Raw genomic sequence first — 16,142 nt, 5'->3', positions numbered from 1 at the left:
TCTGCCGGGGGCGTCCACCGACGCTACCCCTACAAGGGCCCAAGGAGAAAATATGAGTTGGTTGGAAAAACTGCTGCCACCGCGCATCCAGCGTTCGGACGCTGCCGCGCGCAAGACCATGCCGGAAGGCCTGTGGGTCAAGTGCCCGTCGTGCGAAGCCGTGCTGTACCGTACGGACCTGGAATCGAATCTGCACGTGTGCCCGAAATGCGACCACCACATGCGCATCCGCGCGCGCGAGCGCCTCGACAGCCTGCTCGACGCGGGCGGCCGCTATGAAATCGGCCAGGAAATCCTGCCTGTCGATACCTTGAAGTTCAAGGACAGCAAGAAATACCCGGACCGCCTGAAATCCGCCATGGAAGCGACGGGCGAGACGGATGCGATGGTCGTCATGGGCGGCGCCATCATGAGCCTGCCGGTAGTCGTGGCATGCTTCGAATTCGAATTCATGGGCGGCTCCATGGGCTCCGTCGTGGGCGAGCGCTTCGTGCGCGGCGCGCAGATCGCGCTGGAACAGAAAGTGCCGTTCATTTGCATCACCGCCACCGGTGGCGCGCGCATGCAGGAAGGCTTGCTGTCCCTGATGCAGATGGCGAAAACCACGGCCATGCTGACCAAGCTGTCGGAAAAGAAATTGCCATTCATCAGCGTGCTGACCGACCCGACCATGGGCGGCGTGTCCGCCTCGTTCGCCTTCATGGGCGACGTGGTCATTGCCGAGCCGAAAGCGCTGATCGGCTTTGCCGGCCCCCGCGTGATTGAAAACACCGTGCGCGAAAAACTGCCGGAAGGCTTCCAGCGCGCCGAGTTCCTCGTCACCAAGGGCGCCGTCGACATGATCGTCGACCGCCGCAAGATGCGCGAAGAAATCGCCCGTCTGCTGGCCTTGTTGCAGAACCAGGCTGTTGAAGTACTTGCGTAATTTGATTTACCCCAAAACCTGAACTGCCGGGGTCGGACCCTCAGGGTCCGACCCCAGTCTTCGGTTTGGGTCTCATGTCTTTCTCGCCCCGCGCACTCTTTTCAAGAAGTCTCCCATGCACAAGCTCCCCACCACCTTGCCGGAATGGCTCGCCATGCTGGAAACCCGCCATTCGGAAACCCAGATCAACATGGGCCTGGACCGCGTGCAAGCCGTCAAGGCGCGCATGCAACTGGCTTTTACCTGCCCCGTGATCATGGTGGCGGGCACGAATGGCAAGGGTTCCACCTGCGCCATGCTGGAATCCGTGCTGTTGCGTGCCGGCTACAAAGTGGGGCTGTACATCAAGCCGCATTTTCTCGATTTTAACGAGCGCGCCCGCGTGTTGGGCGAGATGGCCAGCGACGAACAGATCGTCGCCAGCTTCAACGCGGTCGAAGCCGTGCGCGGCGACACGCCGCTGACGTATTTCGAATTCACCACCCTGGCCATCCTGCACCTGCTGTCGCAGGCGAAGCTGGACGTGGCCATCCTGGAAGTGGGCCTGGGCGGGCGCCTCGATGCCGTCAACGTGATCGACGCCGACGTGGCCATCGTCACCAGCGTCGACATCGACCACACGGATTACCTGGGCGACACGCGCGAAGCGATCGGCTTTGAAAAGGCGGGCATCTTCCGCCCGGGCAAGGCGGCCATCTGCAGCGACCCCGTGCCGCCGCAATCCTTGATCGACCATGCCGAGGCCATCGGCGCCGACCTGTGGCTGATGGGCCGCGATTTTAATTATTCGGGCGACAAGCAGCAGTGGAACTACGGCGGACGCGAGCAGCGCCGCAATTCGCTCGCGTATCCAAGCTTGCGCGGCGCCAACCAGATCCTCAACGCGACGGCCGTGCTGGCCGCGCTGGAAGTGCTGAAGCTGAAATTGCCCGTGGGTGCGCAGGAAGTGCGCACGGGCCTGGTGACGGTGGAGCTGCCGGGCCGCTTCCAGGTCTTGCCTGGCCGCCCCAGCGTGATCCTTGATGTAGCGCATAACCCCCACGCGGCGTCGGCGTTGAACCAGAACCTGGGCAATATGGGTTTCCACCCGTATACCTATGCCGTGTTCGGCTCCATGCTGGACAAGGATATCGATGGCGTATTGGCTGCGATGAGCGAACACGTCGACCACTGGTGCCTGACGGGCTTGCCTTCGCCGCGCGCGGCCACGGCGTCCGAGCTGGCCGCCAAGGTGCAGATCATGCTGGAAGATAAGCCTGACAGCAGCGAGCATACTGTATCTATTTTCGATGATCCGGCACAAGCTTTTGCAAATGCAATGAGCCGGGCCGGTGAGAATGATAGAATTGTGGTCTTTGGTTCTTTCCTCACCGTTGCCGGCGTGATGAAGGCCCGAAAATCCTCACTTCACTGAAACGCACTCGACTGAAAATCACGCATGGGCTTGTTCTCGAAACTGTTTAAAAACAAGCAAGAATCCTCTGGCGAAGACAGCGGCTTTTATGTCCCTGGCGAAGCACAGTCGCCGACCCGCAAACGCGCCGCCAACACCTCCGGTGGCGGTGGATCGCGCCGTGGCGGCAAGGAAGCGCCGGATCCGGTCTTGCCTGAAAAAAAGCGCGCACGCCGCCGCCTGGTCGGGGCCATTGCCCTGGCCCTGGGCGTGGCCGTCGGCTTGCCGATGCTGCTCGATTCCGAGCCGAAGGCGCCGTTCAACGATATCGCCATCGATATTCCGTCGAAGGAAAAGGCCGCCGCGCCTGCACCGGCGCCCGTGCCGGCCGTTCCGGCCCGGGCCGCATCGAATGGCCTGGACCAGTCCGAGGAAATCGTCGACACGCCGCTGCCGCCTGCGGCCAAGCCGACGCAGGCACCGGCACCCGTGCTGGCCGCTGTCCAGCCTGCGCCGCTCAAGCCAGCCTACGTGGAGCCGAAACCCGAGCCCAAACCTGAACCCAAGCCGGTCAAGGTGGAGCCGAAGCCGGAAGCGAAGCACGAACCCAAGCCTGAGCCAAAACATGAGCCCAAGCCTGAACCCAAGCATGAAGTAAAACCGGAAGCCAAGCCCGAGCCGAAACCTGCCAAGCCGGCGCAATCGGCCGACGATGCCGCGCGCGCGCTGGCTATCCTGGAAGGCAAGCCGCAAGAGAAAGCACAAGACAAGGCGCACGACGCCGGCAGCGGCAAGTTCGTGGTGCAGGTGGCGGCCTTGGCGACGCAGGACAAGGTCGACGAATTGCAGGACAAGCTGCGCGAAGCGGGCATCAAGTCGTACACGCAGAAAGTCTCCAGCCCGGCGGGCGAGCGCATCCGCGTGCGCGTGGGCCCGTTCGGCAGCCGCGAAGACGCCGAAAAGACCCGCGCCAAGCTGCAAAAGCTGGGCCTGGGCGGCAGCCTGGTACCGGCGTGATGTTGCAAGGCTGAGCGCACGTGACGATCTTCGATTACCTGGTGCTGTTCGTGCTGGTGACGTCCGTGCTGATCAGCATGATGCGTGGCCTGGTCAAGGAAATACTGTCATTGGTCAGCTGGATCGTGGCTTTCGTCATTGCCAATGCCTATGGCGCCACCCTGGCGAAATTCCTGCCGGAAGCCGTGCCGGGCGAAGCCATCCGCCTGTTGCTGGCCTTCGTGGTGCTGTTCATCGGTGTGCGCATTTTGATGGGATTGCTGTCCATGACGGTCGACGCGCTGGTCAAGGTGACGGGACTGAGCCTGGCCGACCGGACCCTGGGCAGCCTGTTCGGCGTGGCGCGGGGCCTTGTGATCGTGCTGACCGCCGTCATCTTGTGCGGCATGACGTCCATACCGCAGCAGCCATTCTGGAAGAACGCGCAGCTCAGCCCGCTCGCCGAGCAGGGCGCGCGCGCCATCAAGCCTTATCTGCCTGCCGCTTACGCGCAGCATGTGAAATTTTGAATTTTTTTAAAATCAGTAGCACAGTTTAGGAGCACACCATGTGTGGCATCGTCGGCGTCGTTTCCCATCAACCTGTCAATCAATTGCTCTATGATGCATTGTTGCTCCTGCAACATCGCGGTCAGGACGCGGCAGGGATTGCGACCAATCACAGCAGTATGTTTTCCATGCACAAGGCCAATGGCCTCGTGCGTGACGTCTTCCGTACGCGCAACATGCGTTCGCTGCAAGGCACGACGGGCATCGGCCATTGCCGCTATCCGACGGCCGGTTCGTCGAGCGAAGAGGAAGCACAGCCGTTTTATGTGAATGCGCCGTTCGGCATCACCCTGGCGCACAATGGCAACCTGACCAACTGGGAACAGTTGAAGCTGGAAATGTTCAAGAACGACCGCCGCCACATCAATACCGATTCCGATTCGGAAGTGCTGCTCAACGTGCTGGCGCATGAAATCCAGGAAGCGACGACGGGCCTGAACCTGGACCCGGAAGCCATCTTCAAGGCTGTTACCGTGCTGAACCGCCGCGTCAAGGGCGGCTACGCTGCCGTGGCGCAAATCGCCGGCGTGGGCTTGCTGGCCTTCCGCGACCCGCACGGCATCCGTCCGCTGTGCCTGGGCATCAATGAAACGGAGCAGGGTCCGGAATACCTGATCGCTTCCGAGTCCGTGGCCCTGGAAGGCATGGGCTTCCGCTTCGTGCGCGACATCGGTCCCGGCGAAGCCGTCTTCATCGATGCTGACAAGCAATTGCACAGCGCCCAGTGCGCCGACAATGCCAGCCTGAACCCGTGCGTGTTCGAATTCGTCTACCTGGCCCGTCCCGACTCCGTCATCGACGGCGCCTCCGTGTACGCCACGCGCCTGAAAATGGGCGAATACCTGGCCGAGAAGATCCGCGCCGAGTTGCCTGGCGTACATATCGACGTGGTCATGCCGATTCCCGACTCCTCGCGTCCGGCCGCCATCCAGCTGGCCATGGCGCTGAACATCGAGTACCGCGAAGGCTTCATCAAGAACCGCTACATCGGCCGCACCTTCATCATGCCGGGCCAGGCGGCGCGCAAGAAGTCCGTGCGCCAGAAACTCAACGCGATCCCGTCCGAATTCAAGGATAAAGTGGTGCTGCTGGTCGACGATTCCATCGTGCGCGGCACCACCAGCCGTGAAATCGTGCAGATGGCGCGCGAAGCGGGCGCGACGAAAGTCATCTTCGCCTCGGCTGCGCCGCCGGTGATTTACCCGAACGTGTACGGCATCGACATGCCGACGCGCGACGAACTGATCGCCTACGGCCGCACGACGGAAGAAGTGTGCCGCGAAATCACGGCCGATTACCTGGTGTACCAGGATATCGGCGCGCTGAAGCAGGCGATCGCCGACGTCAACCCGGCCCTGACCAACTTCGAGGCGTCGTGCTTCGATGGCGTGTACGTGACGGGCGACGTGTCGCAGGAATACCTGGACCGCCTGGAATATGCGCGCCACCATCCGAAGGCGGCAGCGCCCGAAGATACGCCGCGTTCCCAGCTGAACCTGAACCTGGCGACAACAGAAGCGTAATTATCTTGCCCGGCTAGCGCCGGGCTTTTTTTGCTCCGCGATCATGAACGATAAAAAAAACTACGGCTTTACCACCACCATCCTGCATAACGACCGCCGCAAAGGCATCGAGCACGGTTCCCTGCACAAGCCCGTGCATACTTCCGTTGCCTTCGGCTACGGTGATGCGCGCCAGCTCGCTTCCGTATTCCAGGGCAAGGAACCAGGCTTCCGCTACGGCCGCCAGGGAAATCCGACCGTCTCCGCGCTGGAAGACAAGGTCAATAAGATGGAAGACGGCGTGGCGACCCTGTGCTTCGCCACCGGCATGGGCGCCATCGGCTCCGTGGTGCAGTCGCTGCTGCGCGCGGGCGACCATGTCGTGTCGTCGGCCTTTTTGTTTGGCAACACCAACAGCCTGTGGCAAACGGTGACGGGGCAGGGCATCGCCGTGTCGTTCGTCGACGCCACCGACGTGGCCAATGTGGCAGCCGCCATCACGCCGGCCACGCGGATTGTTTTCGTGGAAACTATTGCCAATCCGCGCACGCAGATCGCCGACCTGAAGAAGATCGGTGACTTGTGCCGCGAGAAGGGCATCCTGTACATCGTCGACAATACGATGACGACGCCCTACCTGTTCCGTCCGAAAGCCGTGGGCGCAGGCCTGGTGGTCAATGCCTTGACGAAATCCATCGGCGGCCACGGCAATGCCCTGGGCGGCAGCTTGACGGACACGGGCGTGTTCGACTGGACGCAGTATCCGAACATTTTCGAGAATTACAAGAAGGCGGCGCCCGCGCAGTGGGGCATCGCGCAAATCCGCGCCAAGGCCTTGCGCGACTTCGGCGCGTCCCTGGGCCCGGAAGCGGCGCACCATATCGCCGTCGGTGCGGAAACCATGGCCTTGCGCATGGACCGCACCTGCTCGAACGCCCTGGCGCTGGCCACCATGCTGGCCGCCGACCCGAGAGTGGCGGCCGTGCATTACCCGGGCCTGGCGTCGCACCCGCAGCACGCGCTGGCGACGGACTTGTTCCGCAGCTATGGCTCGCTGTTCAGCTTTGAATTAAAGGATGGCATCGACTGCTTCGATTTCCTCAATCGTCTCAATCTTGCCATTCCCGCCAGCAACCTCGGCGACACGCGCACCCTCGTCATTCCCGTCGCCCACACGATTTTCTACGAGATGGGTGCCGAGCGGCGCGCCAGCATGGGCATCGCCGAGTCGCTGATCCGTGTGTCGGTGGGTATCGAGGATGAGGTGGATCTGTTGGAAGACTTCAAGCACGCATTGGAAGAAGAATAAGGTTTCACTTTTTTGAGAAAAAGATTACATTTAAGTGTAATTAAAGCATATATGTCTTTTTCTTAATTGGAGAGTGAGAATGAAAAAAATTGTATTGAGTGTTTTTTTATTGTTTTCTTGCGCTGCACATGCTGATGACCTGACGGATGCGAATAAATTCCTGCAATCCAAGGCTTATCCGCAAGCCTTGGATTTGTACAAGAAGCTGGCTCAGGCTGGGAATGCCGAGGCTCAATTTCATTTGGGTGAGATGTATTTGTATGGCGAGGGAGTGGCTGTCGATGCCGCGCAAGCCGGACAATGGTTTGGGCAGGCCTCCAAGGCGGGCAACAAGAATGCCGAAGCCGCGCTTGCCCTTATGGCTAACCGTGTCGCGCGCAAAGGTGACATTGATTACTATGTCAACTCATATGCCGGCGAGGATGTTGCCTTGAGTAAGGTCAAGTGCGTTACCCCGGTGATCCCTGCATTCTCCCAAACCAAGCGTCAAATCAGAGATGTGGCCGATAGTGTTGATGCCTGGATGGCGTGCTATAACAGCTTCGTCAGTAATTTGAATGCTTCTTTGCCGCCCGGCAAAGCCATTCCTTCTGATATTGAATCGTTGATGAATGAGCAGGAATTTGAAAAGGCCAAGCTGCGCATGGATGCAGCCTATGCTAGAGTGAGTGCCGAAGGGCGTGAGCTGGCAAAAAATATCTTGGCGCAGCGCGATGAGTGGCACGCCAAAACAGAGGCGTATCTCTTGGCGGAGAATAAAAAAATTCAGACAGAAAATGAAATGAGTGAACTGAATCGCTCACGTACCGCGAACACGCCGCAATGGGTGACCAGCCCTTTGCCAAGCAAGTAAGACAGTCTTGCCGATGTGCTCAATGGGATGGGAGTTAAGCGCTCGCAGGTATGATGCAAGCGCTTTCCCTCTTAATGCCAGCTGCGCATGAGTCCGACGGCCAAACCTTCCAATGCAAACTCATCTTCCGGCGACACGGTAATCACCTTGAAGTCGGGGTTTTCCGGCAGCAATTCGATGACGGAACCGGTCTTCTTGTAGCGCTTGACGGTGACTTCGTCGCCGATGCGGGCGACGACGATCTGGCCATTCTTGGCGCTGTCGACCTTCTTGACGGCCAATAAATCGCCATCCATGATGCCGGCGTCGCGCATGGACCAGCCGCGCACCTTCAGCAGGAAGTCAGGCTTGGCCGAAAACAGGGCCGGGTCGACGTTGTAGCTCGCTTCCAGGTTTTCCTGCGCCAGGATGGGCGACCCGGCCGCTACCCGGCCGATCAGGGGCAGCGACATCAGCAGCGCTGCCGGCACCTTCGACGGCAGCGCTTCGGCGGCCGCGCCGATCAGGCGGATGCCGCGCGAGGTGCCGGGCGAAATCTCGATCGCGCCCTTGCGGGCCAGGGCCTGCAAATGTTCTTCGGCCGCATTGGCCGATTTGAAACCCAGTTCATTGGCGATTTCGGCACGGGTGGGAGGAAAGCCCGTGTTTTCAATCGCGTCCTTGATCAGGTTCAGGATTTGTTCTTGTCGTGCTGTCAGCTTGATCATGAGCGGTGGGTGCATACTAAAATGCTGTCTATATGAACAGTCTGTATTTTTGTACAGTATCGTTCACTATGCAAGGGGATTTCCGTGTTTTCGGCGAATTTCGCAAGAAATACTTGTCCAGGCGTGGAAAGCGCGGCGGTGCGCGGGCTTTTCCAGCGCTGGTGCAAGGAATGATTGAAACGTTTGCAAAAGGCGGTTATAATCTTCGGCTGACCTTCCCACACCCGTCTTGACGCCGGGGTGGGCGATTATCAATCCGACCTGAAGGAGTTTGCATGCGTCATTATGAAATAGTCTTTATCGTCCATCCGGACCAAAGCGAGCAAGTGCCCGCGATGATCGAACGCTACAAAGCCAGCGTAACCACCCGCGGCGGTTCGGTTCACCGCGTGGAAGATTGGGGCCGCCGTCAAATGGCTTACTCGATCCAAAAGCTGCCTAAAGCACACTACATCTGCCTGAACATCGAATGCGACAACGAGACCCTGGTCGAGTTGGAAACAGCATTCAAATTCAATGATGCCGTGTTGCGTCACCTGACCGTTAAAATGAAGAAAGCTGAAACAGCTCCTTCGCCGATGATGAAATCGGTACAACGCGAAGACGCGGCCAAAAGCCACCGCACCGAAGCACCAGCAGCCGCTCCAGCCGCAGCAGCAGCTTAATTCTTGACCAGGATCGTGCGCTGAACCAGCTACAAGTAACCGCCATCATTGCCGAGCGCGAAATATTGCGCTATACCCCGGCAGGGCTGCCGATTGTGAATGCAGTATTGCAACACAGTTCGCAGCAGATGGAAGCAGGGATTGCCCGTTTGACCGAGTTTGATGTTGCCGCGCTAGCCGCTGGCGAAATCTCAGGCCGGTTCAGCCAGGCAAGCTTGGGCGGGGTGTATCAGTTCACGGGTTTCCTGGCCAGGAAGAGCCGCAACAGCAAGAGTTTGGTGTTTCACATCATTGATTTTAGTGCAGTCAATTCTGACTAGCGCATTTTAGATACAGGAGCCTGACATGGCATTCGGTAAAAAGTTCGACAAAAATAAGCTCAAGCTTAAAGAAAAACGCAAACAGCAAAACCCGTTGTTCAAACGCAAGAAGTTCTGCCGCTTCACCGCAGCTCACGTTGAGCAAGTCGACTACAAAGACGTCGACACGCTGAAAGACTTCGTCCAAGAAAACGGCAAGATCATGCCAGCACGCCTGACCGGTACCAAAGCGCACTACCAGCGCCAAGTTGACACCGCAATCAAGCGCGCTCGCTTCCTCGCGCTGCTGCCATACACCGATCTGCACCACGCTTAATCGGTCAGATATTCCTGGAGAAGAACTATGCAAATCATTCTGTTAGAAAAAGTTGTTAACGTCGGTAACCTCGGCGAAGTCGTCAAAGTCAAAGACGGTTACGCACGTAACTTCCTGATCCCGCAACGCCTGGCACGTCGTGCTACGGCAACCGCTGTGGCTGAATTCGAAGTCAAGCGCGCCGAACTGGAAAAAGCTGCTGCCGCTAAACTGGCCGCATCGCAAGCCCAAGGCGAAAAACTGAGCGGCCTGACCGTTCAAGTTGCTCAAAAAGCTGGTGTTGATGGCCGTCTGTTCGGTTCCGTCACCAACTTCGACATCGCTGAAGCGCTGACCAAGCAAGGTTTTGCTGTTGAAAAAGCACAAATCCGCATGCCTACCGGCCCGCTGAAGATCGTTGGCGAGCACAACGTTTCGGTTGCTCTGCACACCGACGTGGTTGTGGAAGTGGTTATCGCTGTCGTTCCAGACGCGAACGCGTAATCGTCTGCGGGCCTGGCCCGCAAGCGCTGCCGCACTATGAAAAGCCGGGTTCGCCCGGCTTTTTTGTGGCCTTTTTTTCGCTCATTTTCAGCCCTTTATTTTTGCCAGCACGCCGAAGCGGGTATAATTCGCGCCATGAACGCCCCCTCTGATCCGCAACTGGATTCCCTCCGTATTCCGCCGCATTCGATCGAAGCAGAACAATCCGTTATCGGTGGTCTGCTGCGCGACAATGCCGCATATGACCGCATCGCCGACTTCATGCATGCGGAGGATTTCTATCGCTATGACCATCGCATCATCTTCGAGCAAATCGTCAAGATGGTTAACGCTTCCAAGCCAGCCGATGTCATTACTGTTTTTGAAACCCTGACCCAGCTCGGCAAGGCCGATGATGTGGGCGGACTCGCTTACCTGAACGCCATGGCGCAAAACACGCCATCGGCCGCGAACATCCGGCGCTACGCCGAGATCGTGCGCGACCGCGGCGTGCTGCGTAAACTCATTACCGTCGCCGACGATATCTCCGGCACGGCCTTCAGCCCGCAAGGCAAGGAAGTCAAGCAGATGCTTGACGAGGCCGAATCGAAGATTTTCGCCATCGCCGAAGAAGGCGCGCGCGGCGCCCAGGGCTGGACCGCCATCCAGCCCCTGCTGACGCAGGTAGTCGAGCGCATCGACGAATTGTACAGCCGCGACAACCAGAGTGAAATCACGGGCGTGCCCACCGGTTTCATCGACCTCGACCGCATGACCTCGGGTCTGCAGCCGGGCGACCTGGTGATCGTGGCGGGCCGTCCTTCGATGGGCAAGACGGCGTTTTCCGTCAATATCGGCGAAAACGTGGCCATCGACAGCGGCTTGCCCGTGGCCGTGTTCTCGATGGAGATGGGCGGCGCCCAGCTGGCCATGCGTATGCTCGGCTCCGTCGGACAGCTCGACCAGCACCGCCTGCGCACTGGCCGCCTGAACGACGAAGACTGGCCGCGCCTGACGAATGCGATCCAGAAGATGAACGACGCGCAGTTGTACATCGATGAAACGCCGGCCTTGAATTCCATCGAGTTGCGCGCCCGCTCGCGCCGTTTGTCGCGTCAGTGCGGCAAGCTGGGCCTGATCATCGTCGATTACTTGCAGCTGATGTCGGCCAATACGCCGGGCGACAACCGCGCCACGGAGATTTCCGAGATTTCACGGGGCTTGAAAGGCCTGGCGAAAGAACTCGGTTGCCCCGTGATTGCGCTGTCCCAGCTGAACCGCTCGCTGGAGCAACGCCCGAATAAACGTCCTGTCATGTCCGACTTGCGCGAATCGGGCGCTATTGAGCAGGATGCCGACGTGATCCTGTTCATTTACCGCGACGAGGTGTATAACCCCGACTCGCCGGACAAGGGAACGGCCGAAATCATCATCGGTAAACAACGTAACGGTCCAATCGGCAGCATCCGCCTCACCTTCATGGGGCAGTACACCAAATTTGGCAATTACAGTGGTGGCCTGGCGCTTTACCAAGGCGACTAACACAGCAGCACTGATATTCCATTGGCCGCCCCTTCATCAAAAGGGGCGGCTTTCTGTAGTAAATAATACGACTCAATGCTTAACGGAGAATGACATGTTTGGACGCTTGATGCCCACTGAGGGCAAGTTTTTTGAATTGTTTAACCAGCACGCGGAATTGTGCGTCAAGGGCGCCAAAGAGATGCTCGGCCTGATGACCAATTTCGACGACCTGGAAAACCGCGTGCATGCGATCGAAAGCATCGAGAAACAGGCGGACAAAGTCACCTACGCCACCGTGGAAATGCTGCACAAGACCTTCATCACGCCGATCGACCGCGATGACATCCATCAGCTGATCACGCGCCAGGACGACATCCTCGACCTGCTGGAAGATGCGGCGCAAACCGTCTCGCTGTACGACCTGAAGGCCGTCACGCCGGAAGCCAAGCGCCTGGCCGAACTGGTGCTGGCCTGTACCGAAAAAGTGCGCGACGCCGTCGCCATGCTGCACAACATGGATAACTCGCGCAAGATCGTCGCCATCTGCGAAGAGATCGACCGCCTTGAATCGGACGCCGACCACGTGATGCGCGCCGCCATGTCCAAGCTGTTCCGCGACGAGCCGGACGTGCGCAACCTGATCAAGCTGAAAGCGATCTACGAAATTCTGGAAACCGTGACCGACCGTTGCGAAGATGTGTCCAATATTATCGAAGGCATCATCGTCGAAAACGCGTAAGCGTTGGGCCTGTCCTGAACCAGAATCAGAAAAGAAACTACAATGACCATACAAATCAGCATCTACGTGCTAGGCCTGTTGATCGTCCTCGCACTGCTGTTTGACTTCATGAACGGCTTCCACGATGCCGCCAACGCGATCGCCACGGTGGTCTCGACGGGCGTATTGAAACCGCAGACCGCGGTTGCCATGGCCGCCACGTTCAACTTCGTCGCCATCTTCGTGTTCCACCAGCTGACCGTGGCCGCCACGGTGGGAAAGGGAACCATCGACCCGGCGGTGATCGACCAGTACGTGATCTTCGGCGCGCTGATGGGCGCCATCTTCTGGAATTTGTTTACCTGGTACTACGGGATTCCTTCGTCATCCTCGCACGCGCTGATCGGCGGCCTGGTGGGCGCCGCCGTCGCCAAGTCCGGCACGGGCGCGCTGGTCGCGGCCGGCCTGTGGAAAACGGTGGCCTTCATCGTGATCGCACCTGTGCTGGGCTTTGTGTTCGGTTCCATCATGATGCTGCTCGTGTCGTGGATCTTCGTGCGTTCGACGCCGCGCAAGGTCGACAAGTGGTTCCGCCGCCTGCAGCTGGTCTCGGCAGCCGCCTACAGCCTGGGCCACGGCGGCAATGATGCGCAAAAAACCATCGGCATCATCTGGATGCTGCTGATCGCCGCCGGTTACTCGAGCGCGGCCGATGCCATGCCGCCGATGTGGGTCATCATCTCGTGCTACACGGCCATCAGCTTCGGTACGCTGTTCGGCGGCTGGCGCATCGTCAAGACCATGGGCCAGAAGATCACCAAGCTCAAACCGGTCGGCGGCTTCTGCGCCGAAACGGGCGGTGCGATCACCCTGTTCGTCTCGACGGCGCTGGGCATTCCCGTGTCGACCACGCACACCATCACGGGCGCCATCGTCGGCGTCGGCTCGTCGCAAAAAATGTCCGCCGTGCGCTGGGGTGTTGCCGGCAATATCGTCTGGGCCTGGATCTTCACGATTCCCGCGTCGGCCTTCGTCGCAGCAGTCGCGTGGTGGATTGGCCACCACATCATGTAATGGATAGTCAACGCCAGTAAAAAGGGAGCCTTGCGGCTCCCTTTTTTTATGTGCCGGCCAGTTCCACCGTCAGCCCCTCGCTGGCGAGGAACACCTGCAAGCCTGCCAGGCGGCTCGCATAGCGGCCCATCACGTCGGCAAACACGGCTTCGAGCTGCTCGTCGCTGCGCGTCGGTTCGTGGTGGGTGCAGTACAGGCGCCGCGCGCCGCAGCGCAGGGCCAGGTCGAAGGCAGCGTCGAAGGTGCCGTGGCCCCAGCCCTGCTTGCCCGGGTATTCCTCGCGCGTGTAGGAGCAATCCATGATCAGCGCATCGACGCCGGCGATCAGCGCGTCGATGCCGGCCTGGCGCTGCGCATTGCGCGCCGCGCAGGCCGCGTGCTCGGCATGGCCGGGCGGATGCAGGTTGTAGAATGGTTCATGGTCGCCGCTGAAAAACAGCGCGGCGCCGCCGCAGTCGATGCGGTAGCCGAGATTGACGACAGGGTGGTTCATTTCCGCGCCGCGCACGCGCGCGCCGCCCACCTCGACGGCTTCGCCGGGCACCAGGGTGCGGTACTCGATGCTGGCCGCCATGGCCGCTTCGCTGACAGGAAAATAGCTGCCTTGCAGCTGCACCGCCATCACGTGCTCGATGCCGCGTCCGCTGATGGCATCAAAGGCGCCATGCAGTCGCATGCGGTTGCCGGCCACGAACAAGGGCGAAAACATGGGCAGGCCGTGGATGTGGTCCCAGTGGCTGTGCGTGATGAAGACGTGCGCGTCGACGGGTTCGCCCGGCGGCAGTTGCTGCGCCAGCGAGAAGATGCCGCTGCCCGCATCGAGGATGATCAGGCTATCGTTGTCGGTGCGTACTTCGATGCACGTGGTGTTGCCGCCATAGCGCGCCGTGCGCGGACCGGGAGAGGGGATGGAGCCGCGCACGCCCCTGAACGTGAATTTCATTCAGTACCTTGTTACGGTGTAATTATTGTTGATTCTATTCTAATTAATGAGATTGGCGGCAACATTTATGCGTGTTGCAATATGGCAAGTTATTTCATTTTGTTGTAACTAAGTAATGTACAGTGCGCAGGGTGGCCGTTACACTGGCGCTTGCCGACTTCCCCTTTTTTGCTTGCCCATTACCTGATTGCCGCCAACATGCCTCAGTTGCACCCTGAGAAAATCGCCCACAGACTGGAGCAATTGACCGAACTCAGTGTCGCGCTCGGCCATGGCCTGGGCGGCGAAGGACACGATATCGGCGCGCTGTTGCAGCGCATCGTGCTGCTGGCAAAAAGCATGAGCGGCGCCGACGGCGCCACCCTGTACCGGCCCATGGCCGGGGGGCGCCAGCTGGCGTTCGACATCAGCGTCAACGACAGCCTGGGCATCGCGCAGGGCGCCGACATGGGCTTGCCTGGCGTGTCCCTGTTTGACGATGTCGGCCAGCCGAACCTGGCGTCGGTGGCCGCGTATGCGGCGAACCTGCGCCGCAGCGTGAATATCGCCGACGTGTATCGCGACGAGGGCTTCAATTTTTCCGGCATGCGCGATTTCGACCGCCACCACGGCTACCATACGCAATCGATCCTGACGGTGCCCATGAGCGACCACGAGGGCGACCTGATCGGCGTGCTGCAGCTGGTCAATGCCAAGGATGGCGAAACGGGCCAGGTGCGCGCCTTTTCCTCCACCGACCAGCGCTTCATCGAGGCGCTGGCCGCGCAGGCGGGCGTGGCGCTGACGAATCAATTGCTCATTTCGCAGCTGGAAGAGCTGCTCGAATCGCTCGTTACGTTGATCAATATCGGCATTGATGAAAAGTCGCCGTACACGGGCCGCCACTGTCAGTTCGTGCCCGAGCTGACGATGCTGCTGGCCGACGCCGCGCACGCCACGCAAACGGGGCCGCTGGCTGATTTCCGGCTCAGCGACAACGAGCGCAAGCAGCTGTGGCTGGCCGGCCTGCTGCACGACTGCGGCAAGATCACCACGCCCGTGCACGTGGTCGACAAGGCGACCAAGCTGGAAACCATTTTTGATCGTATCGCCCTGATCGACACGCGCTACGAAGTGCTGCTGCGCGACGCGGAGATCGCGGCCTTGCGCCAGCAGGCGGCGCAGCCGCAGCAGGCGGACGCCATCGCCCGCGCGTTGGCACAGGAGCAGGCGGCGCTGCGCGAAGAGCGCGACTTCATCCGCACGGTGAATGTCGGCGGCGAAAGCATGGCGCAGGCCGACCAGGAGCGCGTGCGGCAGATCGCCAGGCGCCGCTGGCGCGCCGCCGACGGCGAACTGCGCGATTTTCTCGACGCCGACGAGACGGAAAACCTGACCATCCGCGCCGGCACCCTGACGGCGGCCGAGCGGGCCATCGTCAACAACCATATCAGCGTCTCGATCCGCATGCTCGAAGCGCTGCCGTGGCCCAAGCACCTGCAGAAGGTGCCGGAATACGCGGGCGGCCACCACGAGCGCATGGATGGCAAGGGCTATCCGCGCGGGCTGACGAAAGAGCAGATGTCGGTGCCGGCGCGGCTGATGGCGATTGCCGACATTTTCGAGGCCCTGACGGCGCGCGACCGGCCGTATAAAAAGGGCAAGCCGCTGTCGGAATCCCTGCGCATCCTCGGTAATTTCAGCCTGAACGGGCATATCGACCCGGAGCTGTTCGACGTTTTCATCCGCAGCAAAGTCTATCTGACCTTCGCTGAAAAGCACATGCATCCGAGCCAGATCGATGCCGTCGACGAGGCGGCCATTCCGGGCTACACCCCTTGAAGCTGTCGCTGGCCTGGCGCAAGCACGGGGCGCGGTCGCTGCTGG

Annotated in this window: 17 protein-coding genes; 15 read left to right on the top strand and 2 right to left on the bottom strand. The window is 59.9% G+C overall.

Going from position 1 to position 16,142, the window contains the following annotated elements; translation table 11 throughout:
* Positions 1 to 52 precede the first annotated feature (52 nt).
* The 7 genes from accD to BZG29_RS21880 all read left to right on the top strand — a co-directional run bounded on the left by accD (position 53) and on the right by BZG29_RS21880 (position 7,547).
* Positions 53 to 925 carry an acetyl-CoA carboxylase, carboxyltransferase subunit beta gene (accD, locus tag BZG29_RS21910; protein ID WP_010400390.1) on the top strand — a complete coding sequence of 291 codons (873 nt, stop codon included), beginning with the start codon at positions 53 to 55 and terminating at the stop codon, positions 923 to 925.
* 115 nt (positions 926 to 1,040) lie between these two features.
* Positions 1,041 to 2,339 (top strand): bifunctional tetrahydrofolate synthase/dihydrofolate synthase, encoded by a 1,299-nt coding sequence (gene folC / locus BZG29_RS21905; protein WP_077407529.1) that lies wholly within the window; start codon positions 1,041 to 1,043, stop codon positions 2,337 to 2,339.
* A gap of 24 nt (positions 2,340 to 2,363) precedes the next feature.
* Positions 2,364 to 3,335: an SPOR domain-containing protein gene (locus BZG29_RS21900; RefSeq protein WP_077407527.1), complete on the top strand. Its 972-nt coding sequence runs from the start codon at positions 2,364 to 2,366 to the stop codon at positions 3,333 to 3,335.
* Positions 3,336 to 3,355: 20 nt separating this feature from the next.
* A complete protein-coding gene (locus BZG29_RS21895; RefSeq protein WP_077407525.1) occupies positions 3,356 to 3,844 on the top strand; it encodes a CvpA family protein in 489 nt (162 codons plus the stop codon).
* Between the two features lie 38 nt (positions 3,845 to 3,882).
* Entirely contained in the window at positions 3,883 to 5,406 is a 1,524-nt protein-coding gene (purF, locus tag BZG29_RS21890) for an amidophosphoribosyltransferase (protein WP_034783451.1), read from the top strand.
* 43 nt (positions 5,407 to 5,449) lie between these two features.
* Positions 5,450 to 6,694, top strand: coding sequence for a cystathionine gamma-synthase family protein (locus BZG29_RS21885; protein WP_077407523.1), 1,245 nt, complete (start codon positions 5,450 to 5,452; stop codon positions 6,692 to 6,694).
* A 79-nt stretch (positions 6,695 to 6,773) separates the two neighbouring features.
* The gene (locus tag BZG29_RS21880) at positions 6,774 to 7,547 is read left to right on the top strand and encodes a tetratricopeptide repeat protein (protein ID WP_077407519.1); all 774 of its coding nucleotides are present in this window, start codon (positions 6,774 to 6,776) and stop codon (positions 7,545 to 7,547) included.
* A 71-nt stretch (positions 7,548 to 7,618) separates the two neighbouring features.
* Here the strand turns inward: BZG29_RS21880 and lexA are convergent, their stop codons facing one another.
* Entirely contained in the window at positions 7,619 to 8,254 is a 636-nt protein-coding gene (gene lexA, locus BZG29_RS21875) for a transcriptional repressor LexA (RefSeq protein WP_034783454.1), read from the bottom strand.
* A gap of 275 nt (positions 8,255 to 8,529) precedes the next feature.
* On the opposite strand from lexA, the gene rpsF reads away from it, so the two are divergent.
* The 7 genes from rpsF (at position 8,530) to BZG29_RS21840 (ending at position 13,333) form a co-directional block, all read left to right on the top strand.
* Positions 8,530 to 8,919 (top strand): 30S ribosomal protein S6, encoded by a 390-nt coding sequence (gene rpsF / locus BZG29_RS21870; protein ID WP_034750499.1) that lies wholly within the window; start codon positions 8,530 to 8,532, stop codon positions 8,917 to 8,919.
* 20 nt (positions 8,920 to 8,939) lie between these two features.
* Positions 8,940 to 9,239: a primosomal replication protein N gene (gene priB / locus BZG29_RS21865; protein WP_034783455.1), complete on the top strand. Its 300-nt coding sequence runs from the start codon at positions 8,940 to 8,942 to the stop codon at positions 9,237 to 9,239.
* Positions 9,240 to 9,264: 25 nt separating this feature from the next.
* Positions 9,265 to 9,555 carry a 30S ribosomal protein S18 gene (gene rpsR / locus BZG29_RS21860; RefSeq protein ID WP_010400024.1) on the top strand — a complete coding sequence of 97 codons (291 nt, stop codon included), beginning with the start codon at positions 9,265 to 9,267 and terminating at the stop codon, positions 9,553 to 9,555.
* Positions 9,556 to 9,582: 27 nt separating this feature from the next.
* Positions 9,583 to 10,038 carry a 50S ribosomal protein L9 gene (rplI, locus tag BZG29_RS21855; RefSeq protein WP_034783456.1) on the top strand — a complete coding sequence of 152 codons (456 nt, stop codon included), beginning with the start codon at positions 9,583 to 9,585 and terminating at the stop codon, positions 10,036 to 10,038.
* Positions 10,039 to 10,173: 135 nt separating this feature from the next.
* Entirely contained in the window at positions 10,174 to 11,559 is a 1,386-nt protein-coding gene (locus BZG29_RS21850; RefSeq protein ID WP_034750488.1) for a replicative DNA helicase, read from the top strand.
* Between the two features lie 94 nt (positions 11,560 to 11,653).
* Positions 11,654 to 12,280 (top strand): DUF47 domain-containing protein, encoded by a 627-nt coding sequence (locus BZG29_RS21845; protein WP_010400015.1) that lies wholly within the window; start codon positions 11,654 to 11,656, stop codon positions 12,278 to 12,280.
* Positions 12,281 to 12,322: 42 nt separating this feature from the next.
* Positions 12,323 to 13,333: an inorganic phosphate transporter gene (locus tag BZG29_RS21840; RefSeq protein ID WP_034783457.1), complete on the top strand. Its 1,011-nt coding sequence runs from the start codon at positions 12,323 to 12,325 to the stop codon at positions 13,331 to 13,333.
* Positions 13,334 to 13,379: 46 nt separating this feature from the next.
* Here BZG29_RS21840 and BZG29_RS21835 read toward each other — a convergent pair whose 3' ends face one another.
* Positions 13,380 to 14,276, bottom strand: coding sequence for an MBL fold metallo-hydrolase (locus BZG29_RS21835; protein WP_077407517.1), 897 nt, complete (start codon positions 14,274 to 14,276; stop codon positions 13,380 to 13,382).
* Positions 14,277 to 14,474: 198 nt separating this feature from the next.
* Between BZG29_RS21835 and BZG29_RS21830 the strand changes: the two genes are divergently transcribed.
* Positions 14,475 to 16,097, top strand: coding sequence for an HD family phosphohydrolase (locus tag BZG29_RS21830; RefSeq protein ID WP_077409230.1), 1,623 nt, complete (start codon positions 14,475 to 14,477; stop codon positions 16,095 to 16,097).
* The last annotated feature ends 45 nt before the right edge of the window (positions 16,098 to 16,142 follow it).

The sequence above is a fragment of the Janthinobacterium sp. LM6 genome (assembly GCF_002002885.1).
Classification (GTDB): domain Bacteria; phylum Pseudomonadota; class Gammaproteobacteria; order Burkholderiales; family Burkholderiaceae_D; genus Janthinobacterium; species Janthinobacterium kumbetense.
This window is presented reverse-complemented; position numbering and strand designations above follow the sequence as displayed.